The organism is Bartonella sp. HY328, assembly GCF_025449335.1.
In the GTDB taxonomy this organism is placed as follows: Bacteria; Pseudomonadota; Alphaproteobacteria; order Rhizobiales; family Rhizobiaceae; genus HY038.
Genome location: NZ_CP104883.1, coordinates 1,209,079 through 1,227,711 on the forward strand (window position 1 = coordinate 1,209,079; position 18,633 = coordinate 1,227,711).

Consider the following 18,633-nt stretch of genomic DNA (forward strand, 5'->3'; position numbering starts at 1 on the left):
TAAATTTTGTATGTTTTAAAAAAAGGCCGCTGATGCGGCCTTTCATTGTTATATATTTGCTATAAACTTAGTCTTTTAGTTTATAAGCAATGACCAAATCGCCGCGTTTGGCATTTTGGCGAGCGCCACCAGCAGTAATAACAATATATTGCTTACCAGTTTTAGGCGAAACATAAGTCATTGGCCCACCTTGGCTACCAACAGGCAAACGATCTTTCCATACTTCTTTACCGGTGCGGCTATCAAAGGCGCGCAAATAGAAATCTTGAGTGCCGGCAAAGAAAACAAGGCCAGATTGGGTTGATAATGATGGCCCAAGGGTCGGCATGCCGATTGGTACGGGAACACCAAGCGCCATATTCATTGGACCTGTGTCTTGCACTGTGCCAACTGGAACTTGCCAAACGATTTTGCGGGTTTTCAAGTCAACTGCAGACATTGTTCCAAAAGGTGGCTTTTGGCATGGAACGCCTAAGGGTGACAAGAAGCGCATGCGCATTGCACCAAAAGGTGTGCCGTCCATTGGCACAATACCCATTTCAATGCCTGATGCATTGGCTGGAATGTCTTTACGTTCAACAAGGTAATTGGCAAGGCCTAGGCGCATATCATTGATAAACACATAGCCAAGGGTCGGATCATAAGAAACGGAACCCCAATTCATGCCGCCCAAAGAGCCTGGCATTTGCAAGGATAAATCAAGGCCAGGTGGTGTGAATACACCTTCATGACGCAAAGATTTAAATTTGATGCGGCAAAGTACCTTATCAAATGGGGTTGCACCCCACATATCTGCTTCGGTTAGTGTATCATTACCAAAAGATGGCATGCCGACAGAATAGGGCTGTGTTGGCGAATAGCGTTCACCCTTAACCACGCCTTGTGGTACAGGCTTTTCTTCAACCTTTGAAATTGGCTCGCCAGTCTCACGGTTAAGTAAGAAAATCATGCCTTGCTTGGTTACTTGAAATAGGGCAGGGACAATATTGCCCTTATCATCAGGTGCATCAAGCAATACGGGCTGGGCTGGCGTATCAAAATCCCAAATGTCGTGATGCACAAATTGATAATGCCAACGCACTTTACCGGTTTTTACGTCAAGTGCTACAACTGAAGATGAGTATTTATCATCAAGCTCATTACGATAACCTGCCCAAAAGTCAGGAGTTGAATTGCCGGTTGGCAAATAAACAAGACCAAGCTTTGGATCATAGGACATTGCTGCCCAGACATTTGGCGTACCGCGTGTATAGGTTTGACCTTCTGGTGGCACAGTGGTGATTTCAGGATTACCTGGATCCCAAGCCCAAACAAGCTTGCCATCATGTACAGAATAAGCGCGAACAACCCCTGGTGGTTCGTCAGTTGAGAAGTTATCAGCAACGCGGCCACCAACAATAACAAGATCGCCAGCAAGAAGTGGGGTTGATGTTTGCTGATAATAGCCAGGCTTTACCTCGCCCATGCCAATCTTTAAATCAACAATACCTTTGTCGCCAAATGGTTCGCAGGCTTTACCTGTGTCGGCATTAATGCCGATAAGGCGTGCGTCACCGGTTGGCAAAAATAGGCGGCGTAAACATTTATCGCCATTTTCATCTGCTGCCACGATATTGGCATCGGTTTCTTCAAAATAGGCAAGACCACGGCACCGTTGCCATGTCGGCGCGGAACCTTTGGGGTCAAATGTCCATTTTTCTTTACCTGTATCAATATCAAAAGCTAATACTTTACCATAAGGTGTGCAAACATAAAGGTTTTCACCAATTTGCAATGGTGTGTTCTGGTCTTCTGCACCAGCACCAGTGCTTATGGCAATGTCACCAGTATGAGCTGTCCATGCAACTTCCAAACGGTTAACATTTTCTGGTGTGATTTGGTCAAGTGCAGCAAAGCGGCTACCATAATCATCATTGCCCCAATGTTTCCAATCTTTTTGCTGATTTTCAGCTGTAACTGGTACGGGAGCTGGAGCCGTTTGGGTGCTATAAATAACATTTTTAGGGCTAAAAGATGCGTAAATGGTTGCACTTAGGCCAAGTAGGGTCAGCAAGGCAAAGAAATAAGAGCCTTTACTTGCAACTCGCCCTTGCGCACGCATGAGCGGACGATAAGCCAGTAATACAAGAAATAGAGCAACACCAAGCGGGAATAGGTCTGGAAAATTTTGCCAGTAATTAAGACCTGATTCTAAATAAGACCAGATGGCGGTTGCAATAAAGATAAGGGCAAATATCCAAACGCTAAGGGGGCGAAGGCTTATCATTAATAGACCGCTTACTAAAAGCGCTATGCCAAGAGCAAGATAATAACCAGTGGTGCTTCCTAAATAAAGGAGGTAGCCACCCGTTATGGTGAAGTAAATACCAGCCAACAATACCAGAATACTGAGACAATAAATCAGCACTCTGGGAAATGTGCCCAGTGTTTTATAATTTTGAAGCATTAAAATCTCACCGTTTAAATTTTAAGGGATTGGACCATTAAGGTCATTCGTCTAAAATAAAGTGTCAATTAATTCAAAACACATATAATTGTGTTGGTAACTTTTATGGTAATGGATTTACAAAATTAAAGGAAATATATTATTTTATTTTTATGTATAACACACAGAAAATATTGCATTTTATTATTAATCTAGTCTGTAATAAATCTAAAATTTAGTGCGCAAACAAAGTTATTATTGGAATGGAAATAAGGTAACAGCTAATGGGGCCTATAACTGCAATTAGAACAGTCTTGTTTACAAAGCTTTTTATTTATTCTGGCCGTGCATCACGTGCGGAGTTTTGGTGGTATGTTCTATTTGCCATGTTGGTTACTTGGCTGTATGAAAAAATAGAGCCCCGTATGTTTTCATCACCTATTAGGGGGGAACCATTAGCGCGCCCAGATTGGTTAAAGCCAGCGCTTAGTTTAAACGATCTTAGCGATTTTATTTTGGGAGCTATGTTATTCATTCCCTTTTTATCATTAACGGTGCGGCGTTTACATGATAGAAACATGACTGGTTGGTGGGGGATATCATTGGTGGTTGTTTATTTAAACGCTAATAATTGGTTTTTTCTTAAATTATCGCCTTATTTATCTTTACCAGACCATCAGCTGTTTCGTGGGGTTGTTGTATTTTTTCGGTCTGTACTTATGCACTTTTAATTAGTTTATCAAAAACTGGAACAAGAGGACCTAATCGTTTTGGGGCTGATCCTATGCCAGCAAAAATAGATGTAAATGTCTTTTCTTGACAGACTGGATTAAATTAAAAAAAGGTTTTTGTAATGGGATTTTGGCAAACTGTTAAGACAGTGATTTTCAAAAAATATTTTAAATTTTCAGGACGTGCATCACGATCTGAATTTTGGTGGTTTATGCTGTTTTACACTATATGTTATATGTTAATTTTTGCATTACAGTCTACCATTATAGTGCTTATCGATCAATCAATCAACAAAACCGGCTACTCTTTTATTACAGAAGATATTTATGAATATTTAGATATAGGCTTTATTTTATGTGATGTTTTATTTTTGCTTGTATTTTTCTTCCCTCGCCTTGGGGTTACCGTCCGGCGTTTGCATGATCTCAATTTATCAGGTTGGTGGAGTGTTTTACTGGTTGGCTTGGCATTGACCACATTAATCCCGCTTCTTAGATTTTATTTCATGGACGTTTATTTGTATCTAATTAACATTGGGAGTAATGTTTTCTGGTTTAAATTTGTTTTCAGCCTATTGGTTTTTGTTCTGCTTATTGTATTAATTAAAAAAGGAACCAATGGGCCCAATAAATATGGAGAAAATCCTGTTAAGGTAGATGTTGACGTAAGTATTTTTTCTTAAGATATTAATGATTTAACGACCTCTAGATAGTTATCTGAGCTTACTTTTTATTTGTAACCTAAAGGCAAAAAAATGACATTTGGCACCGCGGTAAAAGTTGTTTTTCTTGAAAAAAATTTTACGCTTTCTGGCCGGGCAACACGATCAGAATATTGGTGGTCGATATTGTTTCAAGTCATTGCAGTCGCTCTAATCTTCTTATCCTTGGAATTATTAGTAAAAATTCTACCTTTTAGTTCACGTGGCGCGGATTTATTCGAAAATCTTACGATCCTTTTTACAGGTTTGGTGTTTTTGGTGCCAATGACAACAGTTCAAGTTCGGCGTCTTCATGATCGAGATATGAGTGGCGCATGGGTAATTATACCATTAATGGTGACAGTTTTCATACAACTTTATGATTTTATAGAATTTTTTTTTGAAGACTATTTATATTACTTTTTACCTAGCTCACCATTTTATTATCCGGCTTGGGCGGCATTTTGTTGTTTGTTGTTTCTTGATTTAATAATTTTTATAAGTCTGATTTTTGACGGGACCTATGGGGCTAATAAATATGGTGAGGATCCATTAGCGACAAAAATTGATCAACAAGTTTTTCGATAAGTTAGTATAGGTTCTTTATATCAAAATATGGGGGTAAATGGGAGTGATAAAAGCTATATCGGGCGCACTTTTCAAGAAATATGCAGATTTTCAGGGCGGGCGCAACGGGCTGAATATTGGTGGTTCGCACTATTTTCTGCCATAGTGTATTTTGGTAGTTATTTTTTTATTGAGTTGATATTAAATAGTGTGCCATTTTTTGGCTTTGATGTTGCGATAATTGAAGAATTTGTCTCCCTTGTTATTTTGTTAATATTGTTTACGCCTAGTATTGCTGTCGAAGTGAGGCGGCTTCACGATCGTAATATGGCCGGATCTTGGGCGATAGTATGGGCTGCCTTACTAATTATTTTATTTCTTTCAAAATTAATGATTTTTCTTCCTGTCGACTATTATGTGCATTATTTTATTGGAACCACTCAAACGTCAGAAACAACTGTATATTTCTTACTTGTATTTTTTTCGATAACATTCAACTTGTTGTTTGGTCGTTGCGTTATATTAATCCTTTTATTATTTAGGGGGACGAGAGGTCAAAACAGATATGGTCCCGATCCTTTGGATCCTAGTTTTCAAGTAGGTATTTTTCAATAACGGATATTTCAACAATAAAAACGTGATGTAGTTTTTATTGGTAATATATTTTTCTGTCTATTTTGCCATTTACAATTATTGTGTTTTATTTTTGCTTTTTGTTAAAGAATATTTTCAGCTTTAGTAATATTGGGTTGTCTTTTGGTTATCAAAAGGGAGGATTTGAAGATGCAGAAACTCAAAACATTCTTATTTTGGTATAGTGTAGTTACATGACTTTTTAATGAAAGATATTAAAACATTAGTATTGGCGACTATTGGCTTTGGTGCGATTTTTGCCAATGCACAAGCCGCTATCGATGCCAATAATTCTTTTAATGTTCCGTCTGATTCAACTGACGCAAGCCAATTAAAGCAATTTCAATATCTTGAAGAATGTACAAGATATAAAATTGATTATTCATAATATTAATTACAAATGTAATGTTTTTTATAAAATATGTGAATATTTACATTTTCATATTTATATATATTAGTTGCTGTACTAGTATCTTTGTTATTATTTAAATTCTAGTAAGGTTAATATTAACTCTTGGATTGTTTTTTAAAATAATTTTAAAGTACAGAAAAGTTGTTGTTAAAAGGATAGTATCTTGACCTCAAAAACTAAAATGGGCTTTACGGAAGCCATAAAGATTGTTCTTTTTCAAAAATATGGCGATTTTTCTGGTCGGGCAAGGCGTGCAGAGTATTGGTGGTTTGTACTTTTCACCTTTGTAATTAGTTATGGCATTTCTTGGTTGATTTCTTCGTTAATGGATATCTTGCTATTTAGTCCTTTTCATGCCTCTTTAGTTGATATTAGTGTTTCCTTGCTACTTGGATTGTATTTGTTTATACCCAGTTTATCCGTTGAAGTGCGTCGCTTGCATGATCGTAATATGTCGGGTTTTTGGGCAATGGCATGGGGATCATTGCAGATTCTTTTAATGCTTTATCTGGCAATATTTGTATTTTTTCTTGTTAAATATAGAGATCTAATAATAGATCCGGAGCAAATGTATTCCTTTATGGCTGAATATGTTGAATCTATTGTTTCACAACAATATTTAATGATATTGTTTTTTATTATATTGGCTGTTTTGTGGGTTCTTTTACTTGTTGGGTTTGTGGTATTTATATTATTAATATTTAAAGGTACCAATGGTCCGAATAGATATGGGCCAGATCCATTGGGTCTCAATACTGTTTCTGATGTTTTCCGGTAGTGTTGAATAGTGGCAGCTTGCGCATATAGGTTGATATTTCAAACCTGCATATCAGTTTTTTATATGATTGATTGTACGTAAAAATATAATAAGTTTTATTAATATGACTTAAGTTGTTTTTTTAAATGGGGAATTGTTTATAAAAATAGAATAGTTATGCAAGGTAAATTAAGTGGGGTAAATATGGAGGAATTCGTGTCAACCTCACTCATGGCAAGGTGTATTAGCGGGATTTTTAATGAAAAGTATTAAAGCGATAATAATGGTAGCTTTTGGGCTTGGCTTGGTATTGGTTGCCACCAATGCTAAGGCACAAAGTGCTGCTAACCATTCATCTGGTGTATCGCCCATCACACATAGTACTGTCGCGCATAGTACTAATGAATTACCTGCTGCAGAGGACGCAAGCCAATTAAAGCAACTTCAATATCTTGCAGATTGTAAAAAAAATAAAATTGATTGTAAAATCGCTTATGATGTCAAAGAGGGAGAAAAACAGAATAAGCAGGCGCAATCAAAATCTGATAAAGAAAATAGGGTTCAATCCAATCCACGTCCCAAGCCAGTTTTTGGTGGGTCCACTGCTATGATAGTGGTTTTACTACTTGTCATTGGCGCGATTTTACTTTGGTTGCGGTTTGGCGGTTCGGGTGTTTTGTTAAGTCCCGCGCTAAAGGAAATAAAGGCACCTAGTGAGGTCCCTGAAAATTGGGCCAAAACAAACACCGCTATTTCCCAGGCTTCAAAGGATATTTTATCTGCTGTTTTAGCAATGGATGACAAGCGTATTGCGATGATAGAATTGTTGCGTATGTGCCTTTTACATGCTGCTACAATAAGCTCTACCCGTCTTGCTCGTTCTGATACCGAGCGCACGGTTTTTCGCCGTCTGCCTGAAATATTGCCGCAGCGTGACGATTTAGCGCTTTTATTAGAAACAACCGAGCTTGTGCATTATGGTGGACAAGAAATAACTTCTGACCAGTTTGATTGCTTGATAGATAAGGCTAGAAATTTTTTAAGCATAAGGAAAATGGCTAATGCGTAAATCCGTCATTATAGTCATACTTTTGGCTTTATTTTTATTAGCCTTATTGCTGTTTACGTCGCAATGGCGCAGTAAACCTTATGAGGTTTCGGCCTTAGGAAATAAGGGGCTGGAGCTCGTTTTAAACGAGGATAATATTAAAGCAATAAGTGCTGATAAGTATAAAACCTATTCAATATCGCAATTTGACTTTCGTATTTTGTCGATTGATGCAGTTTTGTTCCCCTATTTAAATGGCCATTATCAACTTCCCTATTCTAACGATGCGCGCAGTGAATTAACAAATATCTTTCAAAACAAGGTTGAAGAAATTGAAACAATGATTGTCTTGCCAAAATGGGATGATCGGGTAAGTGAAAACCTTGAAGCTAACAATAATTATTTGTTGTTGCTACCTAATGTTAATTGGGTCATGTCCACTCTGGATTATGACGACATAAGAGTGAACCGCGTATTAAATAGCTTCACGCGCGAAGAGGTTAAGACCTATGGTGGCGATAGGGGTGAAATTGAGCTTTATAATGCGCAATATTTTGAGCGGGGTAGTATTCCTGATGAGTGTGAAGAATTGCTTGGCATAAAAGCTGGTGCTTTATTGATAAGTTGTTATGGCGATTATGAGGCTTATTTTCTGTCAGATCCTGACCTGCTAAACAGCCATGGTCTTTCTCTTGGGAAAAATAGAGAAGTAGCAATTAGCATGATCAAGGATATTTTGGCAAACTCCGATGCAACATCGGTTTTTCTTGATTCAAATGAAAAATTATTTTCAAACCAAATGAGCGGCGATGGTAAAGAAGTTGAAAAAAAGGCTTATAAGCGCGATGCTAGCGATTTTGCTCGTCTTTTTGAATATCCACTATCAACCATTTGGGCGGCAATTTTAATGATTACTATCATTTGCCTATGGCGCGGTGCTTTTCGATTTGGCCCAGCGCTAAAGGAAGCAAATGGTAATATTGAAATATCCAAAATGGCTGCAGTAAATGCCATGGCAAGATTATTACGTCTTTCAGGCAATGATGGACAGATGGTTGCACAATTCGTGCAAAACAGTTTGCTAGATAGGGCGGTACGAGCGTTTGGCGAGAGTGGTGGCAATCAAGCAGGTGTTGACCGTCTTATAAAACGCCTTGGCCAGAGAGACAAAGTTTTAGCCAAAAAATTTGCAGCTTTAGCGCATTCTTTAACGGTGCATGGGCCAACAATGAAGCGTCATGAATTGTATAAAAATTTAGAAGATTTTCGCGAATTATTAAGGAGAGTAGACCTTGAATCTCGATGAACTCCATCAATTGGTTGCGTCTATACGCAATGAAATCAATAAGCATGTGCAGGGGCAGGATGCATTGATTGATCTTGTTTTAACTGCTCTCTTTGCAAGAGGTCACTGCTTGGTAGAAGGACCTCCCGGTACTGCTAAAACCTTGCTTGCTCGCTGTGTCTCAAGTGTCATGGATATGCAGTACCGGCGTATTCAATTTACACCAGATTTAATGCCGAGCGACGTGCTTGGCATCAATATATTTAATTTTGAGACCAATAAGTTTCATTTGACCAAAGGTCCCGTTTTTACCGATATTCTTTTGGCCGATGAAATCAATCGTGCGCCACCCAAAACGCAATCGGCATTGCTGCAAGCTATGAATGAACGTATGGTCACGATTGACGGCACTGATTATTCTCTTGGTGATGACTTTTTTGTGCTAGCAACCCAAAACCCTATTGAGCAACATGGTACCTATCCTTTGCCTGAAGCGCAGCTTGATCGCTTTCTTTTCAAATTAGTTGTTGATTTTCCCGACCGTGATACTGAAATATCTATTTTGACGGCTCATGGTTCCAAAGCTTACCAAGGGGACGCAAGTAAACCGCAATTGCAGCAGATCTTAACCGCAAGTGTTTTACAATCTGCTCATGAGTTGATTGATGATATACGGCTTGATGAAACGATTTTGGTCTATATCGTTGATCTTGTCCGCGCTACTCGTTCTGATGGTGATATATTATATGGTGCATCAACAAGAGCTGCTGATGCGCTTGCCACCGCAGTGCGCGTGCGTGCCGGATTTGAGGGCCGTAATTACGCTATTCCTGATGATGTACAGGCCTTGTTTATTCCAGCATTGCGTCATCGTATTGTGCTTTCACCAGCGGCTGAAATTGATGGCAAAGCCGCGGAAGATGTTTTAACCAATATTATAAACCGTGTGGATGCCCCCCGATAGATGCGCCCTTCAACTCACCTCATCACGCTTGTTTTGGCCCTTACGGTTTTAACAATTATTATTGCCTTTTGGTTTGTAAGCCTTAGCTGGCTTTTACTTGCACTTTGGGCAATGTTGATTGCTATCGTGGTTATAGATATGTTCGCTTCAGTGCCACCAAAGCGAATAGGCTTGGATGTAAAATTGCCCGAACAAGGATTTGTCGGGCATGATCTTGAGCTTGTGGCACGCGTCTTTGCGCAAAAGGGGGCTTTACCCGATGGATTGGTGATGCGCCTTGATATTCCATCTGCTTTTGTTGGTGAAACTGAGTTTCGCCAACTCTATGCAAAGGACGCCAAGGAAACATCCATTCCAGCCAAAATTACGGCAACCAAGCGGGGTGAGTTTAAAATACCAGCTCTTTGGCTCCAGTGGTCATCTAGGTTCTCGTTGTTAGAATTTATTATATCTTTTCCCATCGATCGAACAGTGCTAATTGTTCCCGATATTTCGACAGTTTTGTCTGGAGCAATTTATACGCAAATTTATCCTTTTGCTGATGGACAAAAGGAAATGAAAACGCGAGGGGATGGGAGTGAGTTTCATCAATTGCGTGAATTTAGTGCAGGCATGGACCCGCGCAGTATTGACTGGAAACGCTCGGCACGGACAAGAAGTCTTATTGTGCGTGAAACACGGATTGAACGCAACCATCAGATCGTTTTATGTATTGATAGTGGACGTTTGATGGCGGAGCAACTGGCGACATTATCCAAGCTTGATAGTGCAATAAATTCAGCTTTAGCCATGTGTTGGGCATCAGGCATTGCTGGTGATAATGTTGGCTTTTACAGTTTTGATAGTAGGCCGCGTATTTTTATTCCAGCAACGCCTGGGCGTAATGCTTTTAGCCGTATCCAAAGAACTTGCGGGCAAATGCAATATGAAACGCAGGAAACGAACCATACTCTTGGTTTAACTCAATTGGCGATGAAATTGAAAAAACGCTCGCTGGTGATTATTTTTTCAGATTTTGTTGATACTATTACTGCTGAGTTGATGATTGAAAATATGCATGTTTTAACTAAACAGCATTTGGTTCTCTATGTGGCTTTGAAAGATCCCATCCTTGATAAAATGACAAAACCTGAGGTTTTAGGAATGGAGCCGATTGCGCGCGCTGTTTCTGCCTATAATATTATTGAGGAAAGACGTGCGGTATTAGAAAAGCTCGATCGTTTAGGCATTCTTTGTCTTGACAGCACGCCCGAGCAGCTTACCACCAACTTGATATCGCGTTATATTGATATTAAATTGCGGGGGATGATATGAGCGAGATGGACTTGGAACATAGTTTCCGCTTTTTAAATACAAGTAATCGCAACGACATTTCCACCACTGGGGAACGGGACAATTTACGGTCCTCACGCTTTCGATTGGAGCGAGAAAAATATTGGTTACGGCTTGATGCGTTAATAAGCAGAGCAGAAAAAAGCGGTGTTAAAAATTTTACCTATGAAGAAACCAACGAACTTACCGACACTTATCGCCAAGCGATGAACTCTTTAAGTGTTGCCCGTGATATTTCTCTCGATCGCGCTTTAATTGATTATCTCGAAAGCCTTTGTTCGCGTGCTTATCTTGTCGTTTATGCACCGCAAGAAAGTTTGTCAGGTGTTATTAGTCGCCTGTTTATCTACGGTATTCCTCAAGCCGTCCGCCGCTCGGCCTTACCGCTTTTTGTTGGCTTTCTTGCACTTATTTTAGGGGCGGTTGTTGGCTATCAGCTCTTTAACCAAGATACGACATGGTTTTATAGCCTTGTACCAACCGATCTTTTTGACACGCGAACACCCGATGCCAGTCGCGAAACGCTTCTTGCTTCGATTTATAGTGATGAAAAAAATGTTATTGTTGGGTTGACTGATTTTTCTGCAGATTTGTTTTCTCATAATACTGGAATAGCCATATTTATATTTGCATTGGGGATTTTTTGGGCTGTTCCCAGCTTTCTGTTGACGTTTTATAATGGGTTGGTCCTTGGGGCATTTTTTGGCGTGTTCGCGCAAAAGGGATTGGGTTATGATATTTTTGCATGGCTTTCCATTCACGGGGTTACTGAGCTGGCGGCTACAGCAATTGCTTGTGCTGGCGGCGCGCGCTTAGGGTTGGCGGTTTTGTTGCCAGGATTACATACGCGCAAGGATGCTTTGAAATATCAATCGCATGACGCAGTAAAATTGGTTATACTTGCTGCCATTATGCTTATAGTTGCTGCCTTTTTAGAGGGCTTCTTGCGTCAACTTATTCAGTCAGCAGAAATTCGGATTTTAATCGGCTGGGGTATGGGTATTTTTTGGTTAACTTGGTTGTGTTTTAGCGGACGTGGAAGACCAGAAAAAACAGGATTAAAAAATGAGCAGTAAAAAACGTATTAATCCTCGTTTATGGGAATTTATACCGCCTGAAGGTGTTCCTATTCATTTTACGATAGCGACAATTGGTAGCCGTTTTGCAGCGCAAATTATTGATTTTGTTTTAATAATTTGTTTTACTTACAGTCTGTTTCGGTTTCTATCACTTGTAAATTTGCTTAGTTGGACGGCAGGTTCAACTTTAGCAACATTGGTTGGGTTTTTTATACGTACACCATATTATATTTTTTCTGAACTTATTTGGAACGGTCGGACTATAGGTAAAAAACTTGTAAAGATTAGGGTTATCAATATAAATGGTCGGCGTTTGACGCCACATCAAATTGCAGCTCGTAATCTGATGAAGGAAATTGAGGTTTTTGTACCAATAGAATTGTTGTTTTTGTTCGCATTCTTGCCGCTATGGGCTGAAATTGTTACTTTAGTTTGGACAGCAATTATTGTTATCGTGTTATTTAGCAGTCGTCGTCGCCAAAGGTTGGGGGATATTATTGCCGGCACATTAGTGGTGGAAAATCCTACATCGGTATTAATGCCTGATCTTGTGGTAAGTAGTGGAGGTTTAAATACTAAAAGCGCGGTATTTACCTTTTTGCCAGAGCAATTAGAAATTTATGGCCGCCATGAATTGCAAACCTTAGAAGCCATATTGCGTGATAGTAATATGTTGCAGATGGACGAACAAATGCGGTTGGTGACGCAAACCATTATGCGCAAAATTAATTTTCAAGAAACATTGCGTCCGGGGCAAGAGCGTCTTTTTCTAACGGAGTTTTATAAAGTTCAACGCGAACATCTTGAAAAATTGCGTTTATTTGGCACAAGGCGTGAAAACAAGTTTCACACGAGCGAAACCAAAAAATAAAGCTCTTTGTTTTTTCCTAGAGCGTATTTCGATCTGATTGGATCAGATATGCGGTCTAAGCCATTGTTTACACTGCTTTTTTGTCCGAAAATCGCTTCATAGTTTTCGGAAAACGCTCTAATAAAAATATGCCCATTTAAATCGAAAGACTTAAATGGGCATATGATATTTATAAGTTAGATGTTAGAATTATGCGATGCGGTTGGCAGCTGCCAAAATGGCGGCAAGGGACGCACTGGTAATATTGTCATCAATAGCAACACCAAATACATGGCCATCAGGATAGGCAATCTCCATATAACAAATGGCGGTTGCATCAGAGCCTTGTTGCATGGAATGCTCAGAATAATCGATAACGGAAAGCTTTTTACCAATATAGTTGGATAGTGCATTGATAAAGCCATCAACAACACCATTGCCTTTGCTTTCAATGCTTTTTACAACACCATTATCAGTTATATCAGCCGTTACAATGCGGCGGTTGCGGTCAACCGGATCTGGGCGGCTTTCATGGTCAATATATCCAAAGCGCGCATTTTCACCTGAGGTATAGGTCTTAATAAACTCATCATAAATACGCTGCGATTGAAGCTCTTTACCTTCAACATCGGTAATTTTTTGAATGACGTCACGGAACTCAACCTGCAATTTGCGTGGTAAGTTTAAACCGTAATCCTGATTTAGAATATAAGCAATACCACCTTTGCCCGATTGTGAGTTGATGCGGATAATTGCTTCATAAGAGCGGCCCACATCTTGCGGATCAATTGGCAAATAAGGCACTTCCCAGACGGGAGAATTGGCTGATTTTATTGTTTTCATGCCTTTATTGATGGCATCTTGATGCGAACCAGAAAAAGCGGTGTAAACCAATTCACCAACATAAGGATGGCGTTCAGGAATGCGTAATTGGTTGGAATATTCGTAAACTTCCTTCATGCGCTCAATGTTAGAGCAGTCAAGCATGGGGTCAACGCCTTGAGTAAACATATTTAAGGCAAGGGTAACAATATCAACATTGCCAGTACGTTCACCATTACCAAATAATGTGCCTTCAACGCGGTCGGCACCAGCCATCAAGCCAAGTTCCGCAGCTGCAATACCGCAACCACGGTCATTGTGCGGATGCAAGGAAATAACAACACTATCGCGGCGGTCAATATTGCGGCACATCCATTCAATTTGGTCAGCATAAATATTAGGCGAAGACATTTCAACTGTTGAAGGCAAGTTCAAAATCATTTTCTTCTCTGGTGTCGGATTAATGATTTCGATCACAGCATTAGATATTTCTAGTGCAACTTCAAGCTCTGTACCAGTAAAGCTTTCTGGCGAATATTGGAATTGGAAGTCATTGCCGGCTTTTGCTGCCATGTCGCTAATCATTTTTGCAGCATCGGTCGCGATTTGTTTGATGCCAGCAACATCTTTGCCAAAAACAACGCGGCGTTGCAATTCGCTGGTCGAATTATAAAAATGCACGATCGGATGATTGGCACCTTCCAAGGCTTCAAAAGTACGGGTGATTAATTCTGGGCGGCACTGCACTAAGACTTGCATGCTGAGATAGTCTGGCATGTTGCCGTGCTCAATACACCAGCGGGCAAATTCAAAATCAGTTTGTGAGGCTGATGGAAAACCGACTTCAATTTCTGTAAAACCCATGTCAACAAGTAAACGGAACATACGCTCTTTGCGGTCTTGCCCCATTGGATCAATCAAAGCTTGATTGCCATCGCGCAAATCGACAGAGCACCAGATAGGGGCATGTTCAATTCTTTTATCAGGCCAAGTGCGGTCCTTTAAACCAACTTGTGGATATGCTTGATATTTTTGGTCAGCATTGACCATGCCTTTTTTTGCAGCAGTATAAGTCATAATATCACTCTTCATTACGAACTAATGTTAAAAACAAGAATATTGGAAAAAGAGGCATTTTGCCGTAATGGCATAAATCGGCTGCCGGGCGCCTCTCAGCGAACCCGACAACCGCAAATAAGGCCGAGTAGTAGTGCATTTGCAATGCCTACCAAAGAAAAGCTGCTGAAATGTACAGTCGCGCAAAGCCCTTGCTTGGCAGCAAAGCTTTTATTCCAGAACGTGGCGCGATCAAGTATTTTCATGTGTTAGATACTACATATTTTATTCAAGCCCGCAAGAGAAAAAGCGACTAACAAAACTTTTGTTTACATAAATTCAAAAGAAGGATTGTTTTTAAATCAATAATTTCTTCATTTTCAACCATGATTAAAGCTTTTTCTAGCGCCATTTCTACCACTTCAATATCTTCGCCTTCACTATATAGGCCACCGCCTGCACCAATGCGGTCGCCTGCATCATAGGTGGCAATAAAAAGATATAATTCTTCTGATGAGTAGCCCGGGCTAGAAAAGCCGCGCCCAATTCGGGTGAGTTGATGGAAACGATAGCCTAATTCTTCTTCGCCCTCACGCATAATGGCTATTTCCGGTGTTTCACCCTCATCAATAATCCCAGCGCAAGCTTCAAGCAGCATTGGGTTGTCACCATTTAAAAAGGCTGGAAGGCGCAATTGACGGGTCAAAAGAACCGTTTGCCTTATAGGATCATAAGGTACAATCGCACTAGCTGGACCACGGCAATAAACTTCGCGTTTTTGTGCATTCCATTCCCCGCTACGGCGTTGGAACTCAAAATCAAAGCAGGATAATCTGGTCCATCCGGCTGATAGAATTTTTTCTGCAATATTGCGGATTCTATTAAATTCCATGACAGGCACTCCAGTTACAATGCATCTCACTCAGTTTCGCACATCAAGCTATTATATGCTAGTTAAATTTATTTAAAAAAGCCTATCCCTATAGGTTAACCCACTGAATATTTGTCTTTTTTATGTCGGCAATAAGAAATATAAGGTTGCCTTTGAAAACATTTAAGAAAAAGAATAATCGGAATTTGGTTTTTAGCAGTGTTGAGTTTGCCCAATAAAAAACCTGCTAGATGCGCAGCACATAGCAGGTTTAAAAATATAGCAAAACTTAGAGACTTATTTTTGGCTACTGCTAGGAGCTGCCGCAAGATCTGCCCCAAGATCTGCCATTGTGCTAATGGCGCGTGAAACAATACCATATTCCATGGCTTCCTCGACGGTCATCCAATGGTCGCGGTCAATATCAGCGCGTACCCGTTCAACCGGTTGTCCAGTTTCGCGTGAGATAATTTTAGCCAAACGCTCGCGCATACGTAAAATTTCACGAGCTTGAATTTCTACATCCGTTGCTGAGCCGCCAATGCCGCCTGACGGTTCATGGATGAGAAAACGAGTATTTTCAAGGCACAAACGGCGTTCTTTAGGAACAGCTAAGAAAATATGGGTACCAGCACTTGCAACCCAGCCTGAACCAATCATGGTAACTGGGGCTGGAATAAATTTAACCATATCATGAATAAGATCGCCAGATTCTACATGGCCACCGGGTGAAGACACAACCACATAGATAGGATCGGAAGATTCTTGCGCAAGCCCAATAAGCTGAGCCACAACATTTTTGGCCATCTTATCATCAATTCCGCCGATGATGAAAACGAAGCGTGAGCGAAATAGATTTTCTTCCATACGTCCTGCAAGCGGCTTAGCTGCATTTTCGTCTTTTGTTTCTTTTGTCTTTTCATCGCTCATAAGCGGGTTCCTTATTCTATAACCAGCATTTCAAGGTTAAATTGAAATGTGTAATCTTTATTGCAATTTGAACTCTTTCACAATGTGGCAAAAAGTTTTTATTGATTCGATGCTATATTATCGTTTTGTAACGATTATGGCGAGGCGTCCAATGCTAAAACTTATTTGTTCGTTTCGTAAAAGTATTGTTAGGCAAATACATCCGTGTTGGTATTTGGTCTTAATGGGTCTGGCCCGTATTTATTGGCACCCATAGTGCCTTGAAACATCAAAATGATCTGTAGAATAATCACTGCTATGATACATAAACCATTTAACGTTTTGAATGGAAGTGGGTCTGGTTCTGCAAATAGCTCGTAATAAGGTAATATTGCTTGGATGAGAATAATGATCGACCAAAACCCTGACATATCTCTATCATGTAAACGGCGTGATGCTACGGAGAGAAATGGTACTAGGATTACGAGATCGATGCACATGAAAAGGATATAAAAGTGTATTGGGGCGAGGTATACCATCGATCCCCAACTTGTTTCTAGTAGTTTTGGTATTCCCCACGCTAATAACCGTGTGAGTATTAAATAGCTTAAACGAAACCACCAAAATTCTGAACGTGAAGCACGACCAGAAAAAGTAGCATATTTTTTAATAAATGTTGTATAGTTTGCTTCTAAAAAGCCCATGTTTCACCTTAAGTTTCATTTTGATAAATTATTGCGCGTCAAAATAGCTTTGAATGGTTTCATAGCTTGCGCTGGCGCCGACTAGGCATGCAAGGGCAATGCGCGATTTAACACCTGATAAAGAGCCTGAAAAAATTGCACCGGCTTTAGCAAGTGAGACGCCGCCGCTATCGCCGCCGTAAATGGGAATTGTGCGCCCTTCAATACAACGAGAAGATATGATAACCGGAATATTTCTGTCGGTTAAGACCTTGATTGCTGCAGCAAATCCATCAGGTGCATTGCCAAGACCAAAGGCTTCAAGTACAAAACCTTTCACGCCTTGGCTCGCTGCAAAGGTTAGGTAATTTGGGCTCACACCCATGGCTAATTTCATAAAGCCGATATTATCTTCGATTGTCGTTGTTGCGATATGGCTTCGCATCAGGGGCTTACGCCAAATGCTGACCTTGCCAAACTCGATTGAGCCGATTTTACCAAAGCTGCTTGAGCGGAAACTATCTACACGATAGGTGTGGGTTTTGCTTACTTCGCGAGCAGCATGCAGGTCATGCTCAAAGGCGATTAATGTCCCAAGATTTTGCGTTTTATCACTTTGAGCTGCAATAATCGCTTCAATAATATTACGTGGCCCATCGCTGTCACTTTCGCTAGCATTGCGCTGGGCACCCGTAAAAATTACCGGCTTATGTGAATGCACAATAAGATCGCTTAAAAAAGCGCTTTCTTCCATTGTGTCAGTGCCATGAGTTACAACAACACCGTCACAATCAGCCTGTTGCAAGGTTTCATTAATCTGCTTTGCAAGCGAGAAGGCTAGGGGCAAAGTAAACGCTGCACTATCCAAGGTGCAAAAATCGTCAACTGATAATAGGACATTTGGCAAGCGATCTTTGATCGTTTCAATCAGACTATTGCCATTTATCCCAGCAACGACACCTTCAGAATTTTTACTTTTGGTCGATGCAATGGTGCCACCAGTTGTTATAATTTTGATGTTTTTCATAGTTTCGTCCTATTTAATTTAATATTGGCGGCAGCCAGTTTTGCCTTTTACACAAACTTCTAATATCTTCAGAAAAGGAGAGTAACAACTCATAAAGTTGATTTAATAATATCAGTTTTGACACTATGAATTAAATATAAAATTATATCATTATTGAATGCGTTTCATATCAAAAGAATATTTTCTTGTTAAAAAAATACAGATTATAATAGATATGAGCAAACCAGCCGTTAAACCAAGGTTTGTTCCATGGTTAAAAGTACGAAATATTGCGAGGATAAAAAATGCCAATGGAAACACGATAATGTTGCCCAATAGTGGGCGATAAATCTCATATTTTAGCACTTGGTCATCAGTTGCAGTAAATGTTTGCAATTTACTATAGCCGGTAAACAGATTGATGCCAGCACAAATACTATGTTCACCAGCTTCAATTTCCAATTCAATCATTTCATCATTATCTATCGTTGCCGCATCATCA

19 protein-coding genes are annotated in these 18,633 nt (G+C 40.0%); 12 read left to right on the top strand and 7 right to left on the bottom strand.

All coding sequences use genetic code 11. The annotated features are described in order from the left end of the window. Positions 1–67: 67 nt before the first annotated feature. Positions 68–2,407 carry a membrane-bound PQQ-dependent dehydrogenase, glucose/quinate/shikimate family gene (locus N5852_RS05055; protein WP_262099335.1) on the bottom strand — a complete coding sequence of 780 codons (2,340 nt, stop codon included), beginning with the start codon at positions 2,405–2,407 and terminating at the stop codon, positions 68–70. Between the two features lie 302 nt (positions 2,408–2,709). Here N5852_RS05055 and N5852_RS05060 point away from each other — a divergent pair, with 302 nt between their 5' ends. The 12 genes from N5852_RS05060 to N5852_RS05115 all read left to right on the top strand — a co-directional run bounded on the left by N5852_RS05060 (position 2,710) and on the right by N5852_RS05115 (position 12,805). After that, entirely contained in the window at positions 2,710–3,156 is a 447-nt protein-coding gene (locus tag N5852_RS05060; RefSeq protein ID WP_262099336.1) for a DUF805 domain-containing protein, read from the top strand. Between the two features lie 122 nt (positions 3,157–3,278). Next, positions 3,279–3,839 carry a DUF805 domain-containing protein gene (locus N5852_RS05065; protein ID WP_262099337.1) on the top strand — a complete coding sequence of 187 codons (561 nt, stop codon included), beginning with the start codon at positions 3,279–3,281 and terminating at the stop codon, positions 3,837–3,839. Between the two features lie 72 nt (positions 3,840–3,911). After that, on the top strand, positions 3,912–4,445 hold the full coding sequence (locus tag N5852_RS05070) for a DUF805 domain-containing protein (RefSeq protein WP_262099343.1): 534 nt from the start codon (positions 3,912–3,914) through the stop codon (positions 4,443–4,445). A gap of 27 nt (positions 4,446–4,472) precedes the next feature. After that, entirely contained in the window at positions 4,473–5,039 is a 567-nt protein-coding gene (locus N5852_RS05075) for a DUF805 domain-containing protein (RefSeq protein ID WP_262099344.1), read from the top strand. 223 nt (positions 5,040–5,262) lie between these two features. After that, a complete protein-coding gene (locus N5852_RS05080) occupies positions 5,263–5,445 on the top strand; it encodes a hypothetical protein (protein WP_262099345.1) in 183 nt (60 codons plus the stop codon). A 187-nt stretch (positions 5,446–5,632) separates the two neighbouring features. Next, positions 5,633–6,247, top strand: coding sequence for a DUF805 domain-containing protein (locus tag N5852_RS05085; RefSeq protein WP_262099346.1), 615 nt, complete (start codon positions 5,633–5,635; stop codon positions 6,245–6,247). Positions 6,248–6,485: 238 nt separating this feature from the next. Next, positions 6,486–7,295, top strand: a complete 810-nt coding sequence (locus N5852_RS05090) for a hypothetical protein (protein WP_262099347.1) — start codon at positions 6,486–6,488, stop codon at positions 7,293–7,295. Continuing rightward, on the top strand, positions 7,288–8,580 hold the full coding sequence (locus N5852_RS05095; protein ID WP_262099348.1) for a hypothetical protein: 1,293 nt from the start codon (positions 7,288–7,290) through the stop codon (positions 8,578–8,580). Before N5852_RS05090 ends, N5852_RS05095 begins: the two co-directional genes overlap by 8 nt. Then, complete coding sequence (locus N5852_RS05100; protein ID WP_262099349.1) at positions 8,567–9,523, top strand: AAA family ATPase; 957 nt, start codon at positions 8,567–8,569, stop codon at positions 9,521–9,523. Before N5852_RS05095 ends, N5852_RS05100 begins: the two co-directional genes overlap by 14 nt. Continuing rightward, a complete protein-coding gene (locus tag N5852_RS05105) occupies positions 9,524–10,837 on the top strand; it encodes a DUF58 domain-containing protein (RefSeq protein ID WP_262099350.1) in 1,314 nt (437 codons plus the stop codon). Between the two features lie 5 nt (positions 10,838–10,842). Further along, positions 10,843–11,931: a stage II sporulation protein M gene (locus N5852_RS05110; protein WP_410004249.1), complete on the top strand. Its 1,089-nt coding sequence runs from the start codon at positions 10,843–10,845 to the stop codon at positions 11,929–11,931. Beyond that, positions 11,921–12,805: an RDD family protein gene (locus tag N5852_RS05115; RefSeq protein WP_262099352.1), complete on the top strand. Its 885-nt coding sequence runs from the start codon at positions 11,921–11,923 to the stop codon at positions 12,803–12,805. The genes N5852_RS05110 and N5852_RS05115 overlap by 11 nt, the downstream gene beginning before the upstream one ends. A gap of 189 nt (positions 12,806–12,994) precedes the next feature. On the opposite strand, the gene leuA is transcribed toward N5852_RS05115, so the two are convergent. From leuA to N5852_RS05145, 6 genes are all read right to left on the bottom strand, one after another. Beyond that, on the bottom strand, positions 12,995–14,683 hold the full coding sequence (gene leuA / locus N5852_RS05120) for a 2-isopropylmalate synthase (protein ID WP_262099353.1): 1,689 nt from the start codon (positions 14,681–14,683) through the stop codon (positions 12,995–12,997). A 292-nt stretch (positions 14,684–14,975) separates the two neighbouring features. Next, complete coding sequence (locus tag N5852_RS05125; RefSeq protein WP_262099354.1) at positions 14,976–15,554, bottom strand: NUDIX domain-containing protein; 579 nt, start codon at positions 15,552–15,554, stop codon at positions 14,976–14,978. A 276-nt stretch (positions 15,555–15,830) separates the two neighbouring features. After that, the gene (locus tag N5852_RS05130) at positions 15,831–16,463 is read right to left on the bottom strand and encodes an ATP-dependent Clp protease proteolytic subunit (protein ID WP_262099355.1); all 633 of its coding nucleotides are present in this window, start codon (positions 16,461–16,463) and stop codon (positions 15,831–15,833) included. Positions 16,464–16,651: 188 nt separating this feature from the next. Beyond that, positions 16,652–17,146, bottom strand: a complete 495-nt coding sequence (locus tag N5852_RS05135; RefSeq protein WP_262099356.1) for a DUF805 domain-containing protein — start codon at positions 17,144–17,146, stop codon at positions 16,652–16,654. 28 nt (positions 17,147–17,174) lie between these two features. Further along, complete coding sequence (locus tag N5852_RS05140) at positions 17,175–18,152, bottom strand: asparaginase (protein ID WP_262099357.1); 978 nt, start codon at positions 18,150–18,152, stop codon at positions 17,175–17,177. A gap of 150 nt (positions 18,153–18,302) precedes the next feature. Further along, entirely contained in the window at positions 18,303–18,602 is a 300-nt protein-coding gene (locus tag N5852_RS05145) for a hypothetical protein (RefSeq protein ID WP_262099358.1), read from the bottom strand. Positions 18,603–18,633: the final 31 nt, after the last annotated feature.

Excerpts from the sequence above, each read along its gene's own strand:
- N5852_RS05065 (WP_262099337.1), top strand. The coding sequence starts at position 3,279 with ATGGGATTTTGGCAAACTGTTAAGACAGTGATTTTCAAAAAATATTTT.
- N5852_RS05075 (WP_262099344.1), top strand. The coding sequence starts at position 4,473 with ATGGGGGTAAATGGGAGTGATAAAAGCTATATCGGGCGCACTTTTCAA.
- N5852_RS05090 (WP_262099347.1), top strand. The coding sequence starts at position 6,486 with ATGAAAAGTATTAAAGCGATAATAATGGTAGCTTTTGGGCTTGGCTTG.
- N5852_RS05145 (WP_262099358.1), bottom strand. The coding sequence starts at position 18,602 with ATGATTGAATTGGAAATTGAAGCTGGTGAACATAGTATTTGTGCTGGC.
- N5852_RS05130 (WP_262099355.1), bottom strand. The coding sequence starts at position 16,463 with ATGAGCGATGAAAAGACAAAAGAAACAAAAGACGAAAATGCAGCTAAG.
- N5852_RS05125 (WP_262099354.1), bottom strand. The coding sequence starts at position 15,554 with ATGGAATTTAATAGAATCCGCAATATTGCAGAAAAAATTCTATCAGCC.
- N5852_RS05105 (WP_262099350.1), top strand. The coding sequence starts at position 9,524 with ATGCGCCCTTCAACTCACCTCATCACGCTTGTTTTGGCCCTTACGGTT.
- N5852_RS05110 (WP_410004249.1), top strand. The coding sequence starts at position 10,843 with ATGGACTTGGAACATAGTTTCCGCTTTTTAAATACAAGTAATCGCAAC.
- N5852_RS05080 (WP_262099345.1), top strand. The coding sequence starts at position 5,263 with ATGAAAGATATTAAAACATTAGTATTGGCGACTATTGGCTTTGGTGCG.
- N5852_RS05095 (WP_262099348.1), top strand. The coding sequence starts at position 7,288 with ATGCGTAAATCCGTCATTATAGTCATACTTTTGGCTTTATTTTTATTA.
- leuA (WP_262099353.1), bottom strand. The coding sequence starts at position 14,683 with ATGACTTATACTGCTGCAAAAAAAGGCATGGTCAATGCTGACCAAAAA.
- N5852_RS05060 (WP_262099336.1), top strand. The coding sequence starts at position 2,710 with ATGGGGCCTATAACTGCAATTAGAACAGTCTTGTTTACAAAGCTTTTT.
- N5852_RS05140 (WP_262099357.1), bottom strand. The coding sequence starts at position 18,152 with ATGAAAAACATCAAAATTATAACAACTGGTGGCACCATTGCATCGACC.
- N5852_RS05070 (WP_262099343.1), top strand. The coding sequence starts at position 3,912 with ATGACATTTGGCACCGCGGTAAAAGTTGTTTTTCTTGAAAAAAATTTT.
- N5852_RS05115 (WP_262099352.1), top strand. The coding sequence starts at position 11,921 with ATGAGCAGTAAAAAACGTATTAATCCTCGTTTATGGGAATTTATACCG.
- N5852_RS05135 (WP_262099356.1), bottom strand. The coding sequence starts at position 17,146 with ATGGGCTTTTTAGAAGCAAACTATACAACATTTATTAAAAAATATGCT.